The organism is Amycolatopsis rhabdoformis (assembly GCF_035918295.1).
Taxonomy (GTDB): domain Bacteria; phylum Actinomycetota; class Actinomycetes; order Mycobacteriales; family Pseudonocardiaceae; genus Amycolatopsis; species Amycolatopsis rhabdoformis.
The window spans coordinates 9,134,322-9,148,808 of the sequence record NZ_CP142149.1 but is presented as its reverse complement, the minus strand read 5'-3'; the positions used below and the strand labels follow the sequence as shown (position 1 = coordinate 9,148,808).

The 14,487-nt window shown below is 70.8% G+C and carries 16 protein-coding genes; 7 read left to right on the top strand and 9 right to left on the bottom strand.

From position 1 onward, the window contains the following. Nucleotides 1–60: 60 nt before the first annotated feature. Together VSH64_RS42595 and VSH64_RS42590 are read left to right on the top strand one after the other, a co-directional pair. A complete protein-coding gene (locus VSH64_RS42595; protein WP_407655602.1) occupies nt 61–1,407 on the top strand; it encodes an LCP family protein in 1,347 nt (448 codons plus the stop codon). A gap of 22 nt (nt 1,408–1,429) precedes the next feature. Continuing rightward, nucleotides 1,430–2,131, top strand: coding sequence for a TIGR03089 family protein (locus VSH64_RS42590; RefSeq protein ID WP_326568388.1), 702 nt, complete (start codon nt 1,430–1,432; stop codon nt 2,129–2,131). A 19-nt stretch (nt 2,132–2,150) separates the two neighbouring features. Here VSH64_RS42590 and VSH64_RS42585 read toward each other — a convergent pair whose 3' ends face one another. Then, nucleotides 2,151–2,582 carry a DoxX family protein gene (locus VSH64_RS42585; protein WP_326568387.1) on the bottom strand — a complete coding sequence of 144 codons (432 nt, stop codon included), beginning with the start codon at nt 2,580–2,582 and terminating at the stop codon, nt 2,151–2,153. Between the two features lie 254 nt (nt 2,583–2,836). On the opposite strand from VSH64_RS42585, the gene VSH64_RS42580 reads away from it, so the two are divergent. Continuing rightward, a complete protein-coding gene (locus VSH64_RS42580) occupies nt 2,837–4,699 on the top strand; it encodes a translation factor GTPase family protein (RefSeq protein WP_326568386.1) in 1,863 nt (620 codons plus the stop codon). 3 nt (nt 4,700–4,702) lie between these two features. Here the strand turns inward: VSH64_RS42580 and VSH64_RS42575 are convergent, their stop codons facing one another. Both VSH64_RS42575 and VSH64_RS42570 read right to left on the bottom strand, forming a co-directional pair. Then, a complete protein-coding gene (locus VSH64_RS42575; protein ID WP_326568385.1) occupies nt 4,703–5,434 on the bottom strand; it encodes a DUF1206 domain-containing protein in 732 nt (243 codons plus the stop codon). Between the two features lie 293 nt (nt 5,435–5,727). Next, nucleotides 5,728–6,153, bottom strand: coding sequence for a hypothetical protein (locus tag VSH64_RS42570; RefSeq protein ID WP_326568384.1), 426 nt, complete (start codon nt 6,151–6,153; stop codon nt 5,728–5,730). 100 nt (nt 6,154–6,253) lie between these two features. On the opposite strand from VSH64_RS42570, the gene VSH64_RS42565 reads away from it, so the two are divergent. Beyond that, complete coding sequence (locus tag VSH64_RS42565) at nt 6,254–6,745, top strand: GNAT family N-acetyltransferase (RefSeq protein WP_326568383.1); 492 nt, start codon at nt 6,254–6,256, stop codon at nt 6,743–6,745. Here the strand turns inward: VSH64_RS42565 and VSH64_RS42560 are convergent. The 3 genes from VSH64_RS42560 to VSH64_RS42550 form a co-directional block, all read right to left on the bottom strand. Beyond that, a complete protein-coding gene (locus VSH64_RS42560; RefSeq protein WP_326568382.1) occupies nt 6,738–7,682 on the bottom strand; it encodes an esterase/lipase family protein in 945 nt (314 codons plus the stop codon). The two genes, VSH64_RS42565 and VSH64_RS42560, sit on opposite strands and share 8 nt — an antisense overlap. An 88-nt stretch (nt 7,683–7,770) precedes the next feature. Continuing rightward, entirely contained in the window at nt 7,771–8,559 is a 789-nt protein-coding gene (locus tag VSH64_RS42555; protein WP_326568381.1) for an alpha/beta fold hydrolase, read from the bottom strand. 117 nt (nt 8,560–8,676) lie between these two features. Then, entirely contained in the window at nt 8,677–9,462 is a 786-nt protein-coding gene (locus VSH64_RS42550) for an alpha/beta fold hydrolase (RefSeq protein WP_326568380.1), read from the bottom strand. A 92-nt stretch (nt 9,463–9,554) separates the two neighbouring features. Here VSH64_RS42550 and VSH64_RS42545 point away from each other — a divergent pair, with 92 nt between their 5' ends. Then, nucleotides 9,555–10,100 carry a QsdR family transcriptional regulator gene (locus VSH64_RS42545; RefSeq protein WP_326568379.1) on the top strand — a complete coding sequence of 182 codons (546 nt, stop codon included), beginning with the start codon at nt 9,555–9,557 and terminating at the stop codon, nt 10,098–10,100. A 401-nt stretch (nt 10,101–10,501) separates the two neighbouring features. On the opposite strand, the gene VSH64_RS42540 is transcribed toward VSH64_RS42545, so the two are convergent. Continuing rightward, nucleotides 10,502–11,518 (bottom strand): aldo/keto reductase, encoded by a 1,017-nt coding sequence (locus VSH64_RS42540; RefSeq protein WP_326568378.1) that lies wholly within the window; start codon nt 11,516–11,518, stop codon nt 10,502–10,504. A 103-nt stretch (nt 11,519–11,621) separates the two neighbouring features. Between VSH64_RS42540 and VSH64_RS42535 the strand changes: the two genes are divergently transcribed. Continuing rightward, on the top strand, nt 11,622–12,464 hold the full coding sequence (locus tag VSH64_RS42535) for a helix-turn-helix domain-containing protein (RefSeq protein ID WP_326568377.1): 843 nt from the start codon (nt 11,622–11,624) through the stop codon (nt 12,462–12,464). Here VSH64_RS42535 and VSH64_RS42530 read toward each other — a convergent pair. Next, the gene (locus VSH64_RS42530) at nt 12,461–13,144 is read right to left on the bottom strand and encodes a hypothetical protein (RefSeq protein WP_326568376.1); all 684 of its coding nucleotides are present in this window, start codon (nt 13,142–13,144) and stop codon (nt 12,461–12,463) included. The two genes, VSH64_RS42535 and VSH64_RS42530, sit on opposite strands and share 4 nt — an antisense overlap. Before the next feature lie 165 nt (nt 13,145–13,309). Beyond that, the gene (locus tag VSH64_RS42525; protein WP_326568375.1) at nt 13,310–13,525 is read right to left on the bottom strand and encodes a hypothetical protein; all 216 of its coding nucleotides are present in this window, start codon (nt 13,523–13,525) and stop codon (nt 13,310–13,312) included. Between the two features lie 215 nt (nt 13,526–13,740). Between VSH64_RS42525 and VSH64_RS42520 the strand changes: the two genes are divergently transcribed. Next, nucleotides 13,741–14,463 (top strand): helix-turn-helix domain-containing protein, encoded by a 723-nt coding sequence (locus VSH64_RS42520; RefSeq protein WP_326568374.1) that lies wholly within the window; start codon nt 13,741–13,743, stop codon nt 14,461–14,463. Nucleotides 14,464–14,487: the final 24 nt, after the last annotated feature.

Below are 14,487 nucleotides of genomic sequence, written 5' to 3'. Positions count from 1 at the left end.
GGGCACTCAGCGTGGCGGCCGGGGGCGGCCTCTAGGCTGGAGCACGGGGAGGTACTTGGGGTGGACGAGCACGACGACAAGAACGAGGACCAGCCGGACCGGGCCGAGAGCACGGAGCCGGCGGCCGAGCCTGCCGCCGACCCGGCCACGGCCGACGAATCCCCCGTTGCCGATACGGACAGTGACGAATCCGTCGAGTCTTCGGACTGGAAGCCGTCGCCCCACCCCCGGTTGGACCTGCCGCAGCCCACGGTCAAAACCCCGCGTGTCCGTCCCGGCCGCGCCGGCCGGGTCACCCGGCGGATCGCGCTCGGGCTGGTGTCCGTGCTGGCGCTGGGCGCCACCGGCTACGCGTACGTGACGAAGGACCAGCTGCAGAGCAGCGTCCCCACCACCGACGTCCTCACCCCCCGCGCGGGGGAACCGCCGGCCCCGCCCGCCGACGACGGCGCCACCGACATCCTGCTGGTCGGCAGCGACGCCCGCACCGACGCGCAGGGCAACCCGCTGCCCGCGAGCATGCTGAAGTCGCTGCGCACCGAGGAAAAGGCGGGCATCAACACCGACACGATCATCCTGCTGCGCTTCCCGAAGGACGGCAGCAAACCGTCGGGCGTCTCGATCCCTCGCGACAGCTGGGTGGACATCCCCGGCCGCGGCCAGTCGAAGATCAACTCGGCCTACGGCGTGGCGAAGGCCAAGTTCGCCGAAGCCGAGCGCGCCAAGGGCGAGCGGGACCAGGCGAAGATCGAGCGCGACTCCGACAGCGAGGGCCGGCGCGTACTGGTCCAGACCGTGCAGGACCTCACGCAGATCCACGTGGACCACTACGCCGAGATCAACCTCCTCGGCTTCTACCTGCTCACCGAGGCGCTCGGCGGTGTGCAGGTGTGCCTGAACCACGCGACGTCGGACAAGGACTCGGGCGCGGACTTCCGCCGCGGCGTGCAGAAGGTGTCGGGCGGCGAGGCGCTGTCGTTCGTGCGCCAGCGCAAGAACCTGCCCCACGGCGACCTCGACCGGATCGTGCGCCAGCAGGCGTTCCTGTCGTCCGCGCTGCACCAGGTGCTGTCGGCGGGCACGCTGACCAGCCCGTCGACGGTGGGCAACCTCATGGACGCCGTGCACCGCTCGATCACGCTCGACGACGGCCTCGACGTGCTCGACTTCGCGCAGCAGGTGAAGGGCGTGGCCTCGGGCGACCTGAACTTCGCCACGATCCCGGTGATCACGGCCAACGGCCGCAGCGCCGACGGGCAGAGCATCGTCGAGGTCGACCCGACGGCGGTGCGCAAGTTCGTGGCCGGCCTGGTCGGGCGCGCGCCGACCGGCGGCGGTGGCGCGGCGGCGGGTGCGCCGGTGCTGCAGCTGCAGTCGGGCCTGCCCGGCGTGCCGTGCGTGGACTGAGCGGCCGACTAGCCTGGGCGGCATGAGTCTCACCGAACAGCTGCTGCGTCCGCTGCTGGCCTCGCCCGCGAAACCGCTGATCACGCACTACGACGACCAGCTCGGCAGCCGCGTCGAGCTGTCGGTGGCGACCACGCTCAACTGGGCCGCGAAGACGGCCAACTGGCTCGTCGACGAGTTCGACGTGGAGCCCGGTGACGACGTCGCCGTGCAGCTGCCGGCCCACTGGCAGACCGCCGGCATCCTGCTCGGCGCCTGGTGGTGCGGCGCCCGCGTGGTTCCCCAAGCCGCCGGCGCGCGCGTGGTGTTCATCGGCCCGGAAGCTTCGCTGGACGCGCCGGCCGTCGCCGTCGTGTCGCTCGACCCGATGGGCCGCGGCCTCACCACTCCCCCGGCCGGCGGAGCCCTCGACTACCTCACCGAGGCGCGGATGTCGGGCGACCAGTTCACGCCTCTGTCGCCGATCTCCGGTGACACGCCCGCCCTCGGTGAGTCCACTGTGGACGAGGTGCTCAGCGAGGCGCGCGGCCGGGCGGAGAAGCTGGGCCTCACCGCCGCCGACCGCGCGCTGTCGACCTTGGACTGGACCATCCCGGAAGGGGTCCTCGACGGTTTCCTCGTGCCACTGGCCGCGAGCACGCACCTGGTGCAGGTCAGCCACGCGGACCCGGCGAAGCTCGACCGCAAGCGCGAAGCCGAGCGCACCACCACCGACCTCGGCTGACCCTCGACTCGGCGGTAGCTCAGACCGACGCGAGCTCGGCCTGCCGCGCCTCGCGCTTGCGCCAGAACAGCACGTGGTCGAGCGAGAGCCGGCCGCCGTTGAAGCCGAGCGCGAGGGCGGCCAGGCCGAGTACCAGCACGAGCTCGTAACCGCCGGTGCCGGTGAGGCCGTTGGGCGCGTGCACCGAGAGCAGCGCGCCCGCCGTGTCCACGACGTAGCCCACGGCGATCAGCGGCAGCAGGAAGCCGGCGACGAAGGAGATCGACCCGAAGACCTCGAGCACGATCACGAACACCGCGGCGATCGTGGGCAGCGGCACGCCGACCTGGGTGAAGTAGTCGGCGGTCCCGCCGACGCCGCTGTCCCACTTCTGCAGGCCGTGGGCGAAGAACACCACAGCCACGCCGATGCGGCCGAGCAGCAGTGCGATGTCCTTGACTCGAGTGTGCATGAAACCCAGCTCCTGATCGGTGATCTTCCCACTGTCCCGGCCCACAGTAGGTCGGCGCGCACCACGCGAGCCCGCTTCGGCGGGTGATCGACAGGAAACCGACAGGCATCGGAAAATACTCGCTGTACGCGTCCGTCACCGAGCGGTATCGTGCCGACTCCCAGTTCGCCACGGTGAGGAGACCTCGATGCGCCGACAGTCCGACCGACCCCAGTTCGGCCTGTCCATCGCATCGATGAGGACCTCACCGACCCATGACCTCGCACCTCAAGACCCTCACGCTGGGCATCCTCGCCCACGTCGACGCCGGTAAAACCAGCCTGACCGAGCGCCTGCTCTTCGAGACCGGCGTGATCGGCCACCTCGGCAGCGTCGACTCCGGCGACACCCAGACCGATTCGCTGGCGCTCGAACGCCGCCGCGGCATCACCATCAAGTCGGCCGTGGTCGCGGTGACCACGGGCGAGCACCGGCTCACGCTCGTGGACACCCCGGGCCACTCCGACTTCATCGCGGAGGTCGAGCGCGCCCTCGGCGTGCTCGACGGCGCCGTGCTCGTGGTGTCCGCCGTGGACGGCGTGCAGGCGCAGACCCGCGTGCTCATGCGCACTCTCACGCGTCTCGGCATCCCGGTGCTCGTGTTCGTGAACAAGATCGACCGCCCGGGCGCGCAGGAAACCACGCTGCTCGAAGCCCTGCGCACGCGCCTTTCGCCGCGCTGCGTCGCGCTCGACACCGTGACCGGGCTCGGCACGCCGCAGGCGAAACCCGTGCCGCTGCCGCCCGGCGAGGAGCTCGCTGAGGCACTGGCCGACGACGACGAGTTCCTGGCGTCCTATGTGGAGGGACGTGAGCCGGACCACCACGCGGCACTGGTCCGTCAGGTCGCGCGCGGGGCCATGCACCCGGTGGTGTTCGGTTCGGCGATCACGGGTTCGGGCGTCGCCGCGCTCGTCGACCGGGTGCGCGCGCTCTTTCCCGCGCGCGAACGCACCGACGCCGGTGACCTGGGTGCCACCGTGTTCAAGATCGAGCGCGGCCGGGCCGGCGAGAAGATCGCCTACGTCCGCGTCCACACCGGCTCGCTGAGCCCACGGCAGCCGGTTCCCTTCCACCGCCGGGAGACCGACGGCACGGTCACCGAGCTGACCGGCCGCGCGTCCGCCGTGCGCGTGTACGAGCACGGCGCCACACCGGTCGACGCCACGGCGTGCGCCGGCGACGTCGCCCGCGTGTGGGGCCTGAAGGACGTGCGGATCGGCGACCACCTCGGCCTCGGTGGCGCCGCGGTCGCGCCCGGCTTCTTCGCGCCGCCCAGCCTGGAAACGGTGGTGCGCCCGGCCGATCCGGACGACGCCGTGGCTCTGTACGCGGCGCTCGACCGACTGTCCGAACAGGACCCGTTGATCAGCATCCGCCGCCACGACCGCGAAGTGTCCGTGCGGTTGTACGGCGAGGTGCAGAAGGAAGTGATCCGCTCCACGCTGGCCGACGACTTCGGCCTGGCGGCGGAGTTCGAGGAGTCACGCATCCTGCTCGTGGAGCGGCTGGTGAAGACGGGCCACGCGATCGGCCTCCGCGTACCGGAGGAGCGTGTGTTCTTCTTCGCCACGGTGGGACTGCGGGTCGAGCCGGGCCCGCCCGCGTCCGGTGTCGCGTACCGGCTGGAGGTCGAACTCGGGTCGCTGCCGCTCGCGTTCCACAAGGCCGTCGAGGAGACGGTGCGCGAGCAGCTCCGCCACCGCCCGCGGCCGGTGATCGACTGCGTGGTCACCCTCACCGACGCCGCGTTCTTCCCACCGCTCTCCACGGCGTCCGACTTCCGCGGCATGACCGCTCTCGCGCTCGACGACGCACTGCGCGACGCCGGCACCCGCGTGCACGAACCCGTGCACAGCTTCGAGGTCGAAGCTCCGGCGGCCGCCGTCAGCGGGGTGCTGCGCAAGCTCGTGGAACTGCGCGCGGTGCCCAGCGAGCCCGCGGTCACGGCCACGGCGTGCACCGTCACGGGCCTGATCCCGGCCGCGTCCGTGCACGAGTTCGAGCAGGCGCTGCCGGCGTTGTCGCAGGGTGAGGGGGTGTTCTTCAGTGAGTTCGCCGAGTACCGGCCGCGCTGAGGTTCATCGGCGGTGCGCCCACGCGGCGCCGCCGCAGTACGCGCCGAAGGCCGCGAGGCCCAACGCGACGATCGTGAGCAGCACCGTGCCGAACGGCTGGCCGGCCAGCGTGCGCAGCGCCGCGTCGAGACCACCGGCCGCGCGTGCGTCGGAGCGCAGGCCGGCGTAACCGAGCAACACGGCCACCACGGCGAACACGACCCCCTTCGCCAGGTAGCCGCCGGTGCCGAGGCGGGCCACCCAGCGCCGGGTGGCCCGCGGCAGCTCGGTGGTGTCGAGATCCTCCAGGAAGGAGCGGCGCACGCCCTTCACCCCGGCGGCGATGGCAACCGCGAGCACGCAGCCCGCCGCCACCACCACGAGCGCGGGCCCGGCCGGCAGCGCGAGCAGTTTCGCCGTGGCCTCCTGCTGGCGCTGGTTGCCGGCCGACGATCCGGCGCCGACGGCGATCCGGAAAGCGCTGTATGCGAGCGCCAGCACCACGATCGCGCGCCCACCCGAGCCGAGCCGCTTGCGCACCCGCTGGCCGCCGCTCACCCATTCGTAGCCGGTCGCGGCCATGAGCACCTGCCACGCGCCGAACGCGAGCAGCCCGGCCGCGAGCACCCACAGCACCACGCGGCCGAAGCCGGTGGAGCCGATCTCCTGCAACGCGCCGTTCTGGTCGGCGGGCTCGCCGCTGCCGCCGCCGAAGGCGATCCGCAGCGCGAGGTACGCGACGATCAGGTGCACCACGCCGTACTGCGCTGATCATTGCCAATCAGGCGACAGTCACGGCGGGAACGGTTGCCGTCCGCAGTACCCTGCGGCCACGTCCCCGCCTACTTTTGGCCTGATTGGCAACCGGCCAAGCCGGCGCGCCCGAGCGCTTGCGCGGTCGTACTACTGCGCGGTTGGGCGAAGGGGATCCTGGTTCTCACGGCGTTCATCGAGCACCTCCGAGGCGGGAGTGCCCGGATTTCGCCCTTGCGACACGAAAACCCCGGCCGATTGGGCCATTCGGCGCAACCGGACCGTCCCGTGTGGACTCAGGCGGGCCGGCGGCGCACGGAGTCGAGAGCGGCCCAGCCACCGTGGGTGGCCAGCAGCGTGAGCACCTGCTCGGCGTGCGCGGCGAAGCGCTGCAGATCCTCGTGCAGCTTGGGCGCACGGTCGGAGTCCAGGGGCGCGAAGTCGTCCCACCACAGCCCGATCACGGCGCTCGCGCACAGCGCCAGCGACTGGATCACGTGCACGAACTCCTCCGACGGCTCGGCGGAGGACTCGCGGTACACGGTTTCGATGTCGTCGCACGCGTCGAGGAACTCGCGCAGCGGCTGGACCGCGTCGGCGGGCGTGCCGTTCCACGCGGCCGTGGGCCAAGCGCGGTCGCTCAGCTCGAGCCACAGGCGCCAGCCGGCTACCAGCTCGGCGTCGTCGCTCGGCTTCCAGGTGTCAGGGACCGGCCAGAACATGTCGACGACTGTGACACTCGGCCGCGGGCCTGCACAACCGGAATGGCACAACGGGACGAAAAGAGTTCGCGTTTGTACCTACTTCTGGAATCCTCGTTACGTGCTGATCCGCGAAGCGACGGGCGAAGATTGGCCCGCCATCTGGCCGTTCCTGCACGAGATCGTGGCCGCCGGGGAAACGTATGCGTTGCCCCGTGACCTGGGCGAACAGGCCGCGCGGGAGCTGTGGTTACCGGCGCCGCCTTGGTGTACCGCGGTGATTGTCAACGATTTTGGTGACATTCTTGGGTCGGTCAAGATGGGTCCGAACCGCGAAGGTCCGGGGTCGCACATCGCGACCGCGAGCTTTATGGTGGCGCCCGCTTCGGCCGGCCAGGGCGCCGGCCGCGCGCTCGGCACGCACATGCTGAGCTGGGCGCGGACCGAGGGCTACCGCGGGGTGCAGTTCAACGCCGTGGTCGAAACCAACACCCGCGCGGTCGCCCTGTGGAAATCACTCGGCTTCACGGTGATCGGCACGGTGCCGGAAGCCTTCCACCACCCGGTGCACGGGTACGTGGGGCTGCACGTGATGCACCAGCCGATCAGCTGATCACCGGCGGCACGAACACGCACCGCGGGGTCTGGGCGTGGGCCGGGTCGAGCGCGTTGAGCACCTCGCGCTGCGCGATCGGGTCGTACGGGATGCCGAGGTGGTCGGTGAAGTCGGCGGAGCAGAGGTCCTGCAGCACGATGTTCTTCACGTTCGAAGCCGGCTTGAGGAACGCGTTGGTGTAGGGCGTGACCACGTCGTCGTACTTCGTCTGGATCACGGTGTAGTCGATGCCGGGCACGGTGTCGCCGCCGGCGTTGAGGTCGGTGAGGAACGCCGAGCCGGTGGCCTGCTCGTTGCACGAAGCGCAGGCGAGGCCGACCAGGTCACGCACCGGCGGGATGGCCTGCAGGGTGCTGAGCAGGCCGTAGAGGCTGGTGCCGTAGTTCGACGGCGAGAGACCGATGAGCTTGCCGATCTTCGAGGCGCCGCCGAGGTACTTGATCCAGTAGCGCGGGTTCATGCCGCCTTGGGAGTGCCCGACGATGTCGAGCTTCGACGCGCCCGTGGCCGCCAGCACCTTGTCGCCGAACTTCGCGAGCTGCGCGGCCGTGCCCGCGACCGGGCCCACGGTCTGCAGGAAGCTGCCCGGCGAGCCGCCGAAGTTGCCGGCGAACACGCAGTAGCCGTGGTCGGCGAGCACTTTCGAGAGGTTGGCCCAGTTCTCGTACGCGTTGGCCGTGGTGCCGTTGGACAGCAGCACCGGGTTGGGGTGTTCGGCCGACGGCTTGCAGTTCCAGTCGTTGGCGCCGGGTGGCGCGATGGTCGGCTGCAGCACGGAGTAGATCGCCGCCGAGATGATGTTCGGCTGGACCGGACCGGTCGGTTCCTTCACCGCCGCGTCCGCGGTGCCGGTGCTCAGGGCGATGCCGAGGGCCATCGCCCCCACCGCCGCCACGAGAACCACGACCCGACGCCCGAACGCGCGCACACCCATCCGCTTCACCTCTCTGTGAACCGACGGTGACCCGTGTCACCTGATCAGTTAACGGGCCGAGAGGGAAACGGAAACTCCACCAAGTGGGTTACTTGCCCGCCGCGTGGGTTTCGAGGAATTCCTTGAGGTGCGGGTTCACCTCGGCGGCGTGGGTGAGGCTGAGGAAGTGCGCCCCGCTCACGACCGTGACCAGCGGTTCCGCGTGCGGCAGTGCGGCCGCGAGCGACTCGGCGCGCGCCATCGGGTACTCGTTGTCGCCGCTGCCGTGCAGCACCAGCGCGGGCGCCTGGATCTCGCCGACGCGGTCGAGTACCGCGTCGCGGCTCACGAGCGCGGTCATGATCCGCTCGAACTTCTCCCCCGAGACCTTGAGCCACTTCTGCTTCCAGGCCGAGGCTTCGTAGTCGCCGAGGCAGAACGTGGCCACGCCGTCGACCAGCTGCTCCGGCCCGTTCTCGTTCCACGCGGCGATCAGGTGCCGGTAGACCGTGCCGGTTCCCTCGGCCTCCTCCTCGGCCGACGTGCCGAGCACGGCCAGCGCCGTGACGCGCGCGGGCTCGAGCAGCGCCATGCGCAGGGCGATGAAACCACCCTGGCTGGTGCCGATCACGGCGGCGCGCTCGATGCCGAGGTGGTCGAGCACCCCGAACGCGTCGCGCGCGACGTCCCAGTAGTCGAAGGCGGCGTCGGCGGGCGTGCCGCCGTGGCCGCGTTCGTCGATCGCGATGAGCCGGTAGTCGGCGCCGAACGCCTCGACCTGCGGCTCCCACATGTCGATGTCCATCAGGAAGCTGTGCAGCAGAACAACAGGGGGGCCGTCGCCGCCGAAGTCGACGAAGTGGACCTGCTGTCCACCGTTCACGGTCACCGTAGCCATCCGACACCTCCGCGTTGAGGACCAGCATGGCACATGTCTCACGTCGCTCCGGCCGGGGCAAGAGGCAGCAAGATCCTCACCCGAATGCGCCCCGGGTTTCGCCGGAACGCCCCGAAATCACCGTGCTGCGGCGTGCGTGGCGAGGAAGCCCTTGAGGTGCGGATTCACCTCTGCCGCGTGGGTGAGGCTGAGGAAATGCGCGCCGTCGTCGATCGTGATCAGCGGCTTGGCGTTCGGCAGGCCGGCCACGAGCTCTTCGGCCTTGTCGATCGGGTACGCGCGGTCGGCGGTGCCGTGCAGGACCAGCACCGGGGCCTGGATCTCGCCGAGGCGCCCGAGCAGGCTGTCGCGGCCGGCGAGCACGTCGATCACCAGGCGCACCTGGTCGCCCTGGTTGCGTTCGCGCCACTTGGCCTTCCAGCCGTCGGCCTCGAAGCCGTCGCCGAAGCAGATCGCGGCGACGCCGTCGATCACCTCGTCGGGCCCGTTCTGCGCCCACATCTCGCCGAGCTGGCGGTACAGGGCGGCGACCTCGGGGTTCTCGGCGTCGGCCGACGTGCCGAGCACGGCCAGCGCGGTCACGCGCTCGGGGGCCAGCAGCGCCATGCGCAGGCCGACGAAGCCGCCCTGGCTCGTGCCGATCACGGCGGCCTGGTCGAAGCCGAGGTGGTCGAGCACCGCGAGCGCGTCGCGGGCGACGTCCCAGTAGTCGAACGGCCCGTCGGCCGGCGTGTCGCCGTGGCCGCGCTCGTCGATCGCGATCAGCCGGTGGTCGCCGCGGAACGCTTCGACCTGCGGGAGCCACATGTCGTGGTCCATCAGGAAGCTGTGCAGCAACACCACCGCGGGGCCGTCACCGCCGTGGTCGACGAAGTGGACCTCTTGCCCACCGTTCACGGTCACCGTGGCCACCCTGCACCTCCGCATTGAGACAGACAGAGGGTTTGTCTCACGTTCGAGGTGTTTTGGCAAGCGGACTCGGCCATACTGCGCGGATGGCCGCCTCCCTCTCCACCGACGACGTCGTCCGCGCGGCGACCGAGGCGTACCTACGCGGCCACCCCATCGACATGTCGGCGCTGGCCACGGAGCTCGGCCTGAGCCGCGCGACGCTCTACCGCCGCGTCGGCAACCACGAGCAGCTGCTCGGCCGCGTGCTCGCCGACAGCACCGAACGCACCTACCTCGCCGTCGAGGCCGCCGTGGCCGGCCCACCCGGCCTGCCGCGCACGCTGCTCGTGGTCGAACGCTTCATGCGCACCGTCGTCACCCTCGCACCCCTGAAAGACCTCGCCCGCCGCGACCCCGCCCTCTTCGCAAAGGTCATCATGTCCCCCGGCGAAGTCGAAACCCGCGCGACGCGCCTCTTCTCCGAGCTCCTCGACCGCAACGGCCTCCACTTCGACGCCCCCACCGCCGCCGTCGCCCAGGCCGTGATCCGCATCGGCGACTCCTTCATGTACTCCCAGCTCCTCGGCGGCGAACCCCGCCTCGACGACGCGGTCCAGGTGATCGGCCTCCTCCTGGCGACGGCGAAGTAACCCCCAGCGACTTCCGACGCCGACACCCGGCACGACGCCGACCCGCCCACCAGGCGACTCACCGGCGGCGGCACCCAGCGACGACGCCCCACCACACCAGACAACTCATCGGCGACCCCGGCCCCGCACGAAGCGGCGCCTACCCGATGCCCCACCTCCAGGTGACCACCCGCGACGCCAGCCGCCCACGCGCGGCCCCGACCCGGTTCCCGACCCGCCCGGCGATCGCCGGCCGCGCACGAAGCGGCGCCGACCCGGTGCGCCACCAGGTCACCGCCCGCGACGCGAGCCGCCCACGCGCGGCCCCGACCCGGTTCCCCACCCGCCAGGTGACCACCGCCCCTGCCCCCACGCACCAGGTGACCGCCGGCAGCGGCGGCCGCGGTCAGCGGCGGCCGCGGTCAGCGGCGGCGGAGGCGCTTGTCGAGGATCGGCGGGGTGGGGTTGATGTAGAAGTCGCCGGGGTGGACGTCGACGCCCGGGGGCACGATTTCGTCGATGCGGTCGAGCACGTCGTCGCTCAGCCGCACGTCGACGCCGGCCAGGAGGTCGGCCAGCTGCTCGGGCCGGCGCGGGCCGATGAGCACCGACGTGACGGCCGGGTGCGCCCGCACGAACGCGATCGCCAGGTGCGGCACGGAGATCCCGGCGTCGGCGGCCAGCTTCGTCAGCTCCGCGACCGCGTCGGCCTTCGCCTGCACCCCGGGCCGCGACAGGTCGAACACCTGCGCACCACGGCCGGTGGCGCGGTGGCCCGTGGTCGGGTCGGCGCGGCCGGAGAGCCAGCCGGAGTTGAGCGGGCCGAAGGTGAGCACGCCCATCCCGTACCGCTGCGCCGTCGGCAGCACGCGCTGCTCGACGCCCCTCGTGAGGATCGAGTACGGCGGCTGCTCGGTGCGGAACCGGTGATGGCCGCGACGTTCGGCGGTCCACTGCGCCTCCACGGTCTCCTCGGGTGAGAAGAACGAACTGCCGATCGCCCGCACCTTGCCCTCGCGCACGAGGTCCGACAGCGCGCCGAGCGTCTCGTCGATGTCGGTCGCCGGGTCGGGCCGGTGCAGCTGGTACAGATCCACGTAGTCCGTGCCCAGCCGGCGCAGGCTGCCCTCCAGCGCCCGCTTGACCCAGCGCGGCGAGGCCCCGCCCTGGTTCGGCTCGTCGCCCATCGGGAGGCCGAACTTGGTCGCCAGCACCACGCTGTCGCGCCGCCCCGCGAGCGCCTTGCCGACAATCACCTCCGACTCCCCGCCCGAGTACACGTCCGCGGTGTCCACGAAGTCGATGCCACCGTCGAGCGCCGCGCGGATCATGCCGACCGACTCGTCGTGGTCGGTGTTGCCCATGGCGCCGAACATCATCGCGCCGAGCGCGTACTCACTCACCGAGATGCCGGTGCCGCCGAGAATTCGTCGTTCCATACCTCCTACGCAACCACCGTTCCCACCCCGACCGAGAGGACTCCCTCGACCGGGGGTCCAGCAGACCCCCTCTCGTGGCGCCGATCCGCCCTACGCTTGCTTCATGAGCGAGCAACTCCGGGACTTCCTGCGCTCGCGCCGCGCGAAGCTCACCCCCGAAGCGGCGGGCCTCACCCCGCACCCCGGGCCCCGGCGCGTGCCGGGCCTGCGCCGCGAAGAGGTGGCGCAACTGGCCGGCGTGAGCGTGGACTACTACGTGCGCCTCGAACGCGGCCGCAACCTCAACGTCTCCGAGTCCGTGCTCGACGCCATCTCCCGCGCGCTGCAGCTCAACGACCTCGAACGCACCCACCTCTTCACCCTCGCCAAGCCCACCCGCTCACGGCCTCGCCCACTACCACCGCAACGCGTGCGCCCGGGCCTGCAGCTCGTGCTCGACAGCCTCCACACCGTGCCGGCCATCGTGCTCGGCCGCCGCATGGACGTGCTCGCCGCCAACCGCCTGGCCCGCGCCTTCTACACCGACTTCGACGCCCTCCCTCCTCACTCCCGCAACATGGCCCGCCTCATCTTTCTCGACGCCGGCGTGCGCGCCCTCTACACCGACTGGGAAGGCGCCGCCCGCGGCATCGTCGCCACCCTCCACCTCTACGCCGGGCGCCACCCCCACGACCCGGCCCTCGCCGAGCTCATCGGCGAACTCTCCTTGCGCGACCAGGACTTCCGCCGCTGGTGGGCCGACCACGACGTGTTCGAACGCAGCCACGGCGTGAAGCACTACCACCACCCGCTCGTCGGCGACCTCACCCTCGGCTACGAAGCCATGACCCCCGTGGACGACCCCGAGCAAACCCTCGGCATCTTCACCGTCGAGCCCGGCTCCCCTTCCGAGGAATGCCTGCGGCTGCTGGCAAGCTGGACGTCACCGGCCACTGTGGACGGTTAACCCGCACCTGCCTCCCGGAGTCCCTTCTCTCCCAACACCTCGACCAGCCGCCCACGCAACGCGGCCCGCACCTCGGCGTCGTCGGGATCAAGCACCTGCCCCCGCTCCCGCAACGCCCGGTCCACCTCCGCGAGCAACCCCGCGGCCTGCGCGACATTTCCGTCCCGCTCCGCCAGCACAGCGCTCGCGAGCACGCCGTACGGCACCAGATCGGCCACGCCCCGCTCCGCCGCGTACTCCCGCACGCGCCCGAACAACTCCCGAGCCCGCCCGACCTCGCCGGACTCCAACTCGACGTACCCCAGGTTCAGCTGCTCCCACACCACCAGATCAGCCAGCCCCGCCTCCTCCCGCAACGCGATGCTCTCCAAGAACAGGCTCCGCGCGGCTTCGAGATCACCCCTCATCCGCGCCACGGCCGCCAGCACATGCACCGGCCCTCGCCGCAGCCCGCGGTCGCCCTGCTCGGCCGCCACCTCGAACGCCTGCGTGGCCAGCTCCTGACACCCGGCCAGATCCCCCCGCCGCACCGCCACCCGGGCCAGCATGCACAGCGCGTCGACCTCACCCGCGGCATCGCCAGCCGCCCGCGACCGCTCCAGCTCGCGCCGGCTCAGCCCTTCGACCGCCTCCGTCTCACCGCGCCGAAACGCGGCGAACACCTCCTCCGCGAACCCCATCCGGCTCCTTTCCGCAGCAGCCCTCCACGCAGCAGTGCCCGCAAACAGCCCCACTCTCAAGCAGCAGTGCTCTCAAGCAGCCGCAGTCTCAGGCAGCAGTGCTCTCACGCAGCAGCACCACCCTCACACAGCACCCTCACACCGCAGCCCTCTCAAGCAGCACCGTCAAGCAACATCCCGCAACGCCGGCTCGATCAGGCCCGCCGCCGTGATCAGCTGCGCAGCGAGCTCACGGGCCCGAAGCGCGTCCACCTCGACATCGGCCCAGCAGTCGCGGTTCTCCACGTGAAGCAGCACCGCCTGACGGTCGGCGGCCGGGGCTCGCCAGGCTGTCGCCGAGACGATCGGCGACGCCTCACCACCGACACCGACCCCAGCCACGCTTGGCGCTCCGGCATCACAGTGGTGCCGTCCTTCCTCCTGGTAGGCACACCACGCCGCGTGCCGGAACTGATCCCGCACCCCGACCAACCCGCCGAAACCATCGCCATCACTCCTCATTCCAGTGCTCCTCGTGCAGCACGGTGCTCCATCAGCACCGCTGTCACCCAGAGTGCCTCATGCGGCGCTGCGCGTCAAGCACTACACTGCTCCTCGTGCAGGACCACCCAGAAGTGCCGAAAGACCCAGCACCCCAAGACCCAGGGCAAAAAGACCCACCACGAGAAGCACCCGGCGACGCCATCGGCGCCCAAGCCGAGCGCACCTTCGCCCTCAACATGCGCGCACTACGCGAAGAACTCGGCGTCTCCCAGGCCGGCTTGGCGAGAAAGCTCGAACAGGTCGGCATCCAGCTCGACAGCACCGCCATCACCCGCATCGAAAAACACGCCGACGGCACCACCGGCCGCACCATCCGCCTCAGCGAAGCCGTCGCCATCGCGAAGGTCCTGAACACCTCGCTCGCCAACATGGTCCTGCCGGCCCGCTCGTCGCTGTTCGAACAGCTGGCGAGCGCGACCGACGAACTCGAATCCGCGACCGACGCCGCCGACACCGCGAACCGCCACCGCGACGACGCCGAAGAAAAAGTGCGCACCCTGCAAAGCCGGTTCGTCGAACGCGAAGTGCCCAGCCTGCAAGAGATCCTGCGCTACACCGCGCGCGACCTGCACCGCCTGGCCGGCACCTGGAGCGAGCAACGGGAATCGTTCAAACAGCAGCGGATCAACCTGGCGAAGAACGCCGACGAGAACGATCCCGAAACCGAATCACGGCTGCTGCAATTCGAAGAAAAAGAACTGATCTGCCTCGACGTCCTCTACCGCATCGAAGACGCCGCGAAAATCCGCGCCGACTGGCGCGCCCAGCGAAACTGAAAACGCCCGCACACCCCGAAAAAC

Excerpts from the sequence above, each read along its gene's own strand:
- VSH64_RS42540 (WP_326568378.1), bottom strand. The coding sequence starts at position 11,518 with ATGGAACGACGAATTCTCGGCGGCACCGGCATCTCGGTGAGTGAGTAC.
- VSH64_RS42555 (WP_326568381.1), bottom strand. The coding sequence starts at position 8,559 with ATGGCTACGGTGACCGTGAACGGTGGACAGCAGGTCCACTTCGTCGAC.
- VSH64_RS42535 (WP_326568377.1), top strand. The coding sequence starts at position 11,622 with ATGAGCGAGCAACTCCGGGACTTCCTGCGCTCGCGCCGCGCGAAGCTC.
- VSH64_RS42580 (WP_326568386.1), top strand. The coding sequence starts at position 2,837 with ATGACCTCGCACCTCAAGACCCTCACGCTGGGCATCCTCGCCCACGTC.
- VSH64_RS42560 (WP_326568382.1), bottom strand. The coding sequence starts at position 7,682 with ATGGGTGTGCGCGCGTTCGGGCGTCGGGTCGTGGTTCTCGTGGCGGCG.
- VSH64_RS42530 (WP_326568376.1), bottom strand. The coding sequence starts at position 13,144 with ATGGGGTTCGCGGAGGAGGTGTTCGCCGCGTTTCGGCGCGGTGAGACG.
- VSH64_RS42590 (WP_326568388.1), top strand. The coding sequence starts at position 1,430 with ATGAGTCTCACCGAACAGCTGCTGCGTCCGCTGCTGGCCTCGCCCGCG.
- VSH64_RS42545 (WP_326568379.1), top strand. The coding sequence starts at position 9,555 with ATGGCCGCCTCCCTCTCCACCGACGACGTCGTCCGCGCGGCGACCGAG.
- VSH64_RS42570 (WP_326568384.1), bottom strand. The coding sequence starts at position 6,153 with ATGTTCTGGCCGGTCCCTGACACCTGGAAGCCGAGCGACGACGCCGAG.
- VSH64_RS42585 (WP_326568387.1), bottom strand. The coding sequence starts at position 2,582 with ATGCACACTCGAGTCAAGGACATCGCACTGCTGCTCGGCCGCATCGGC.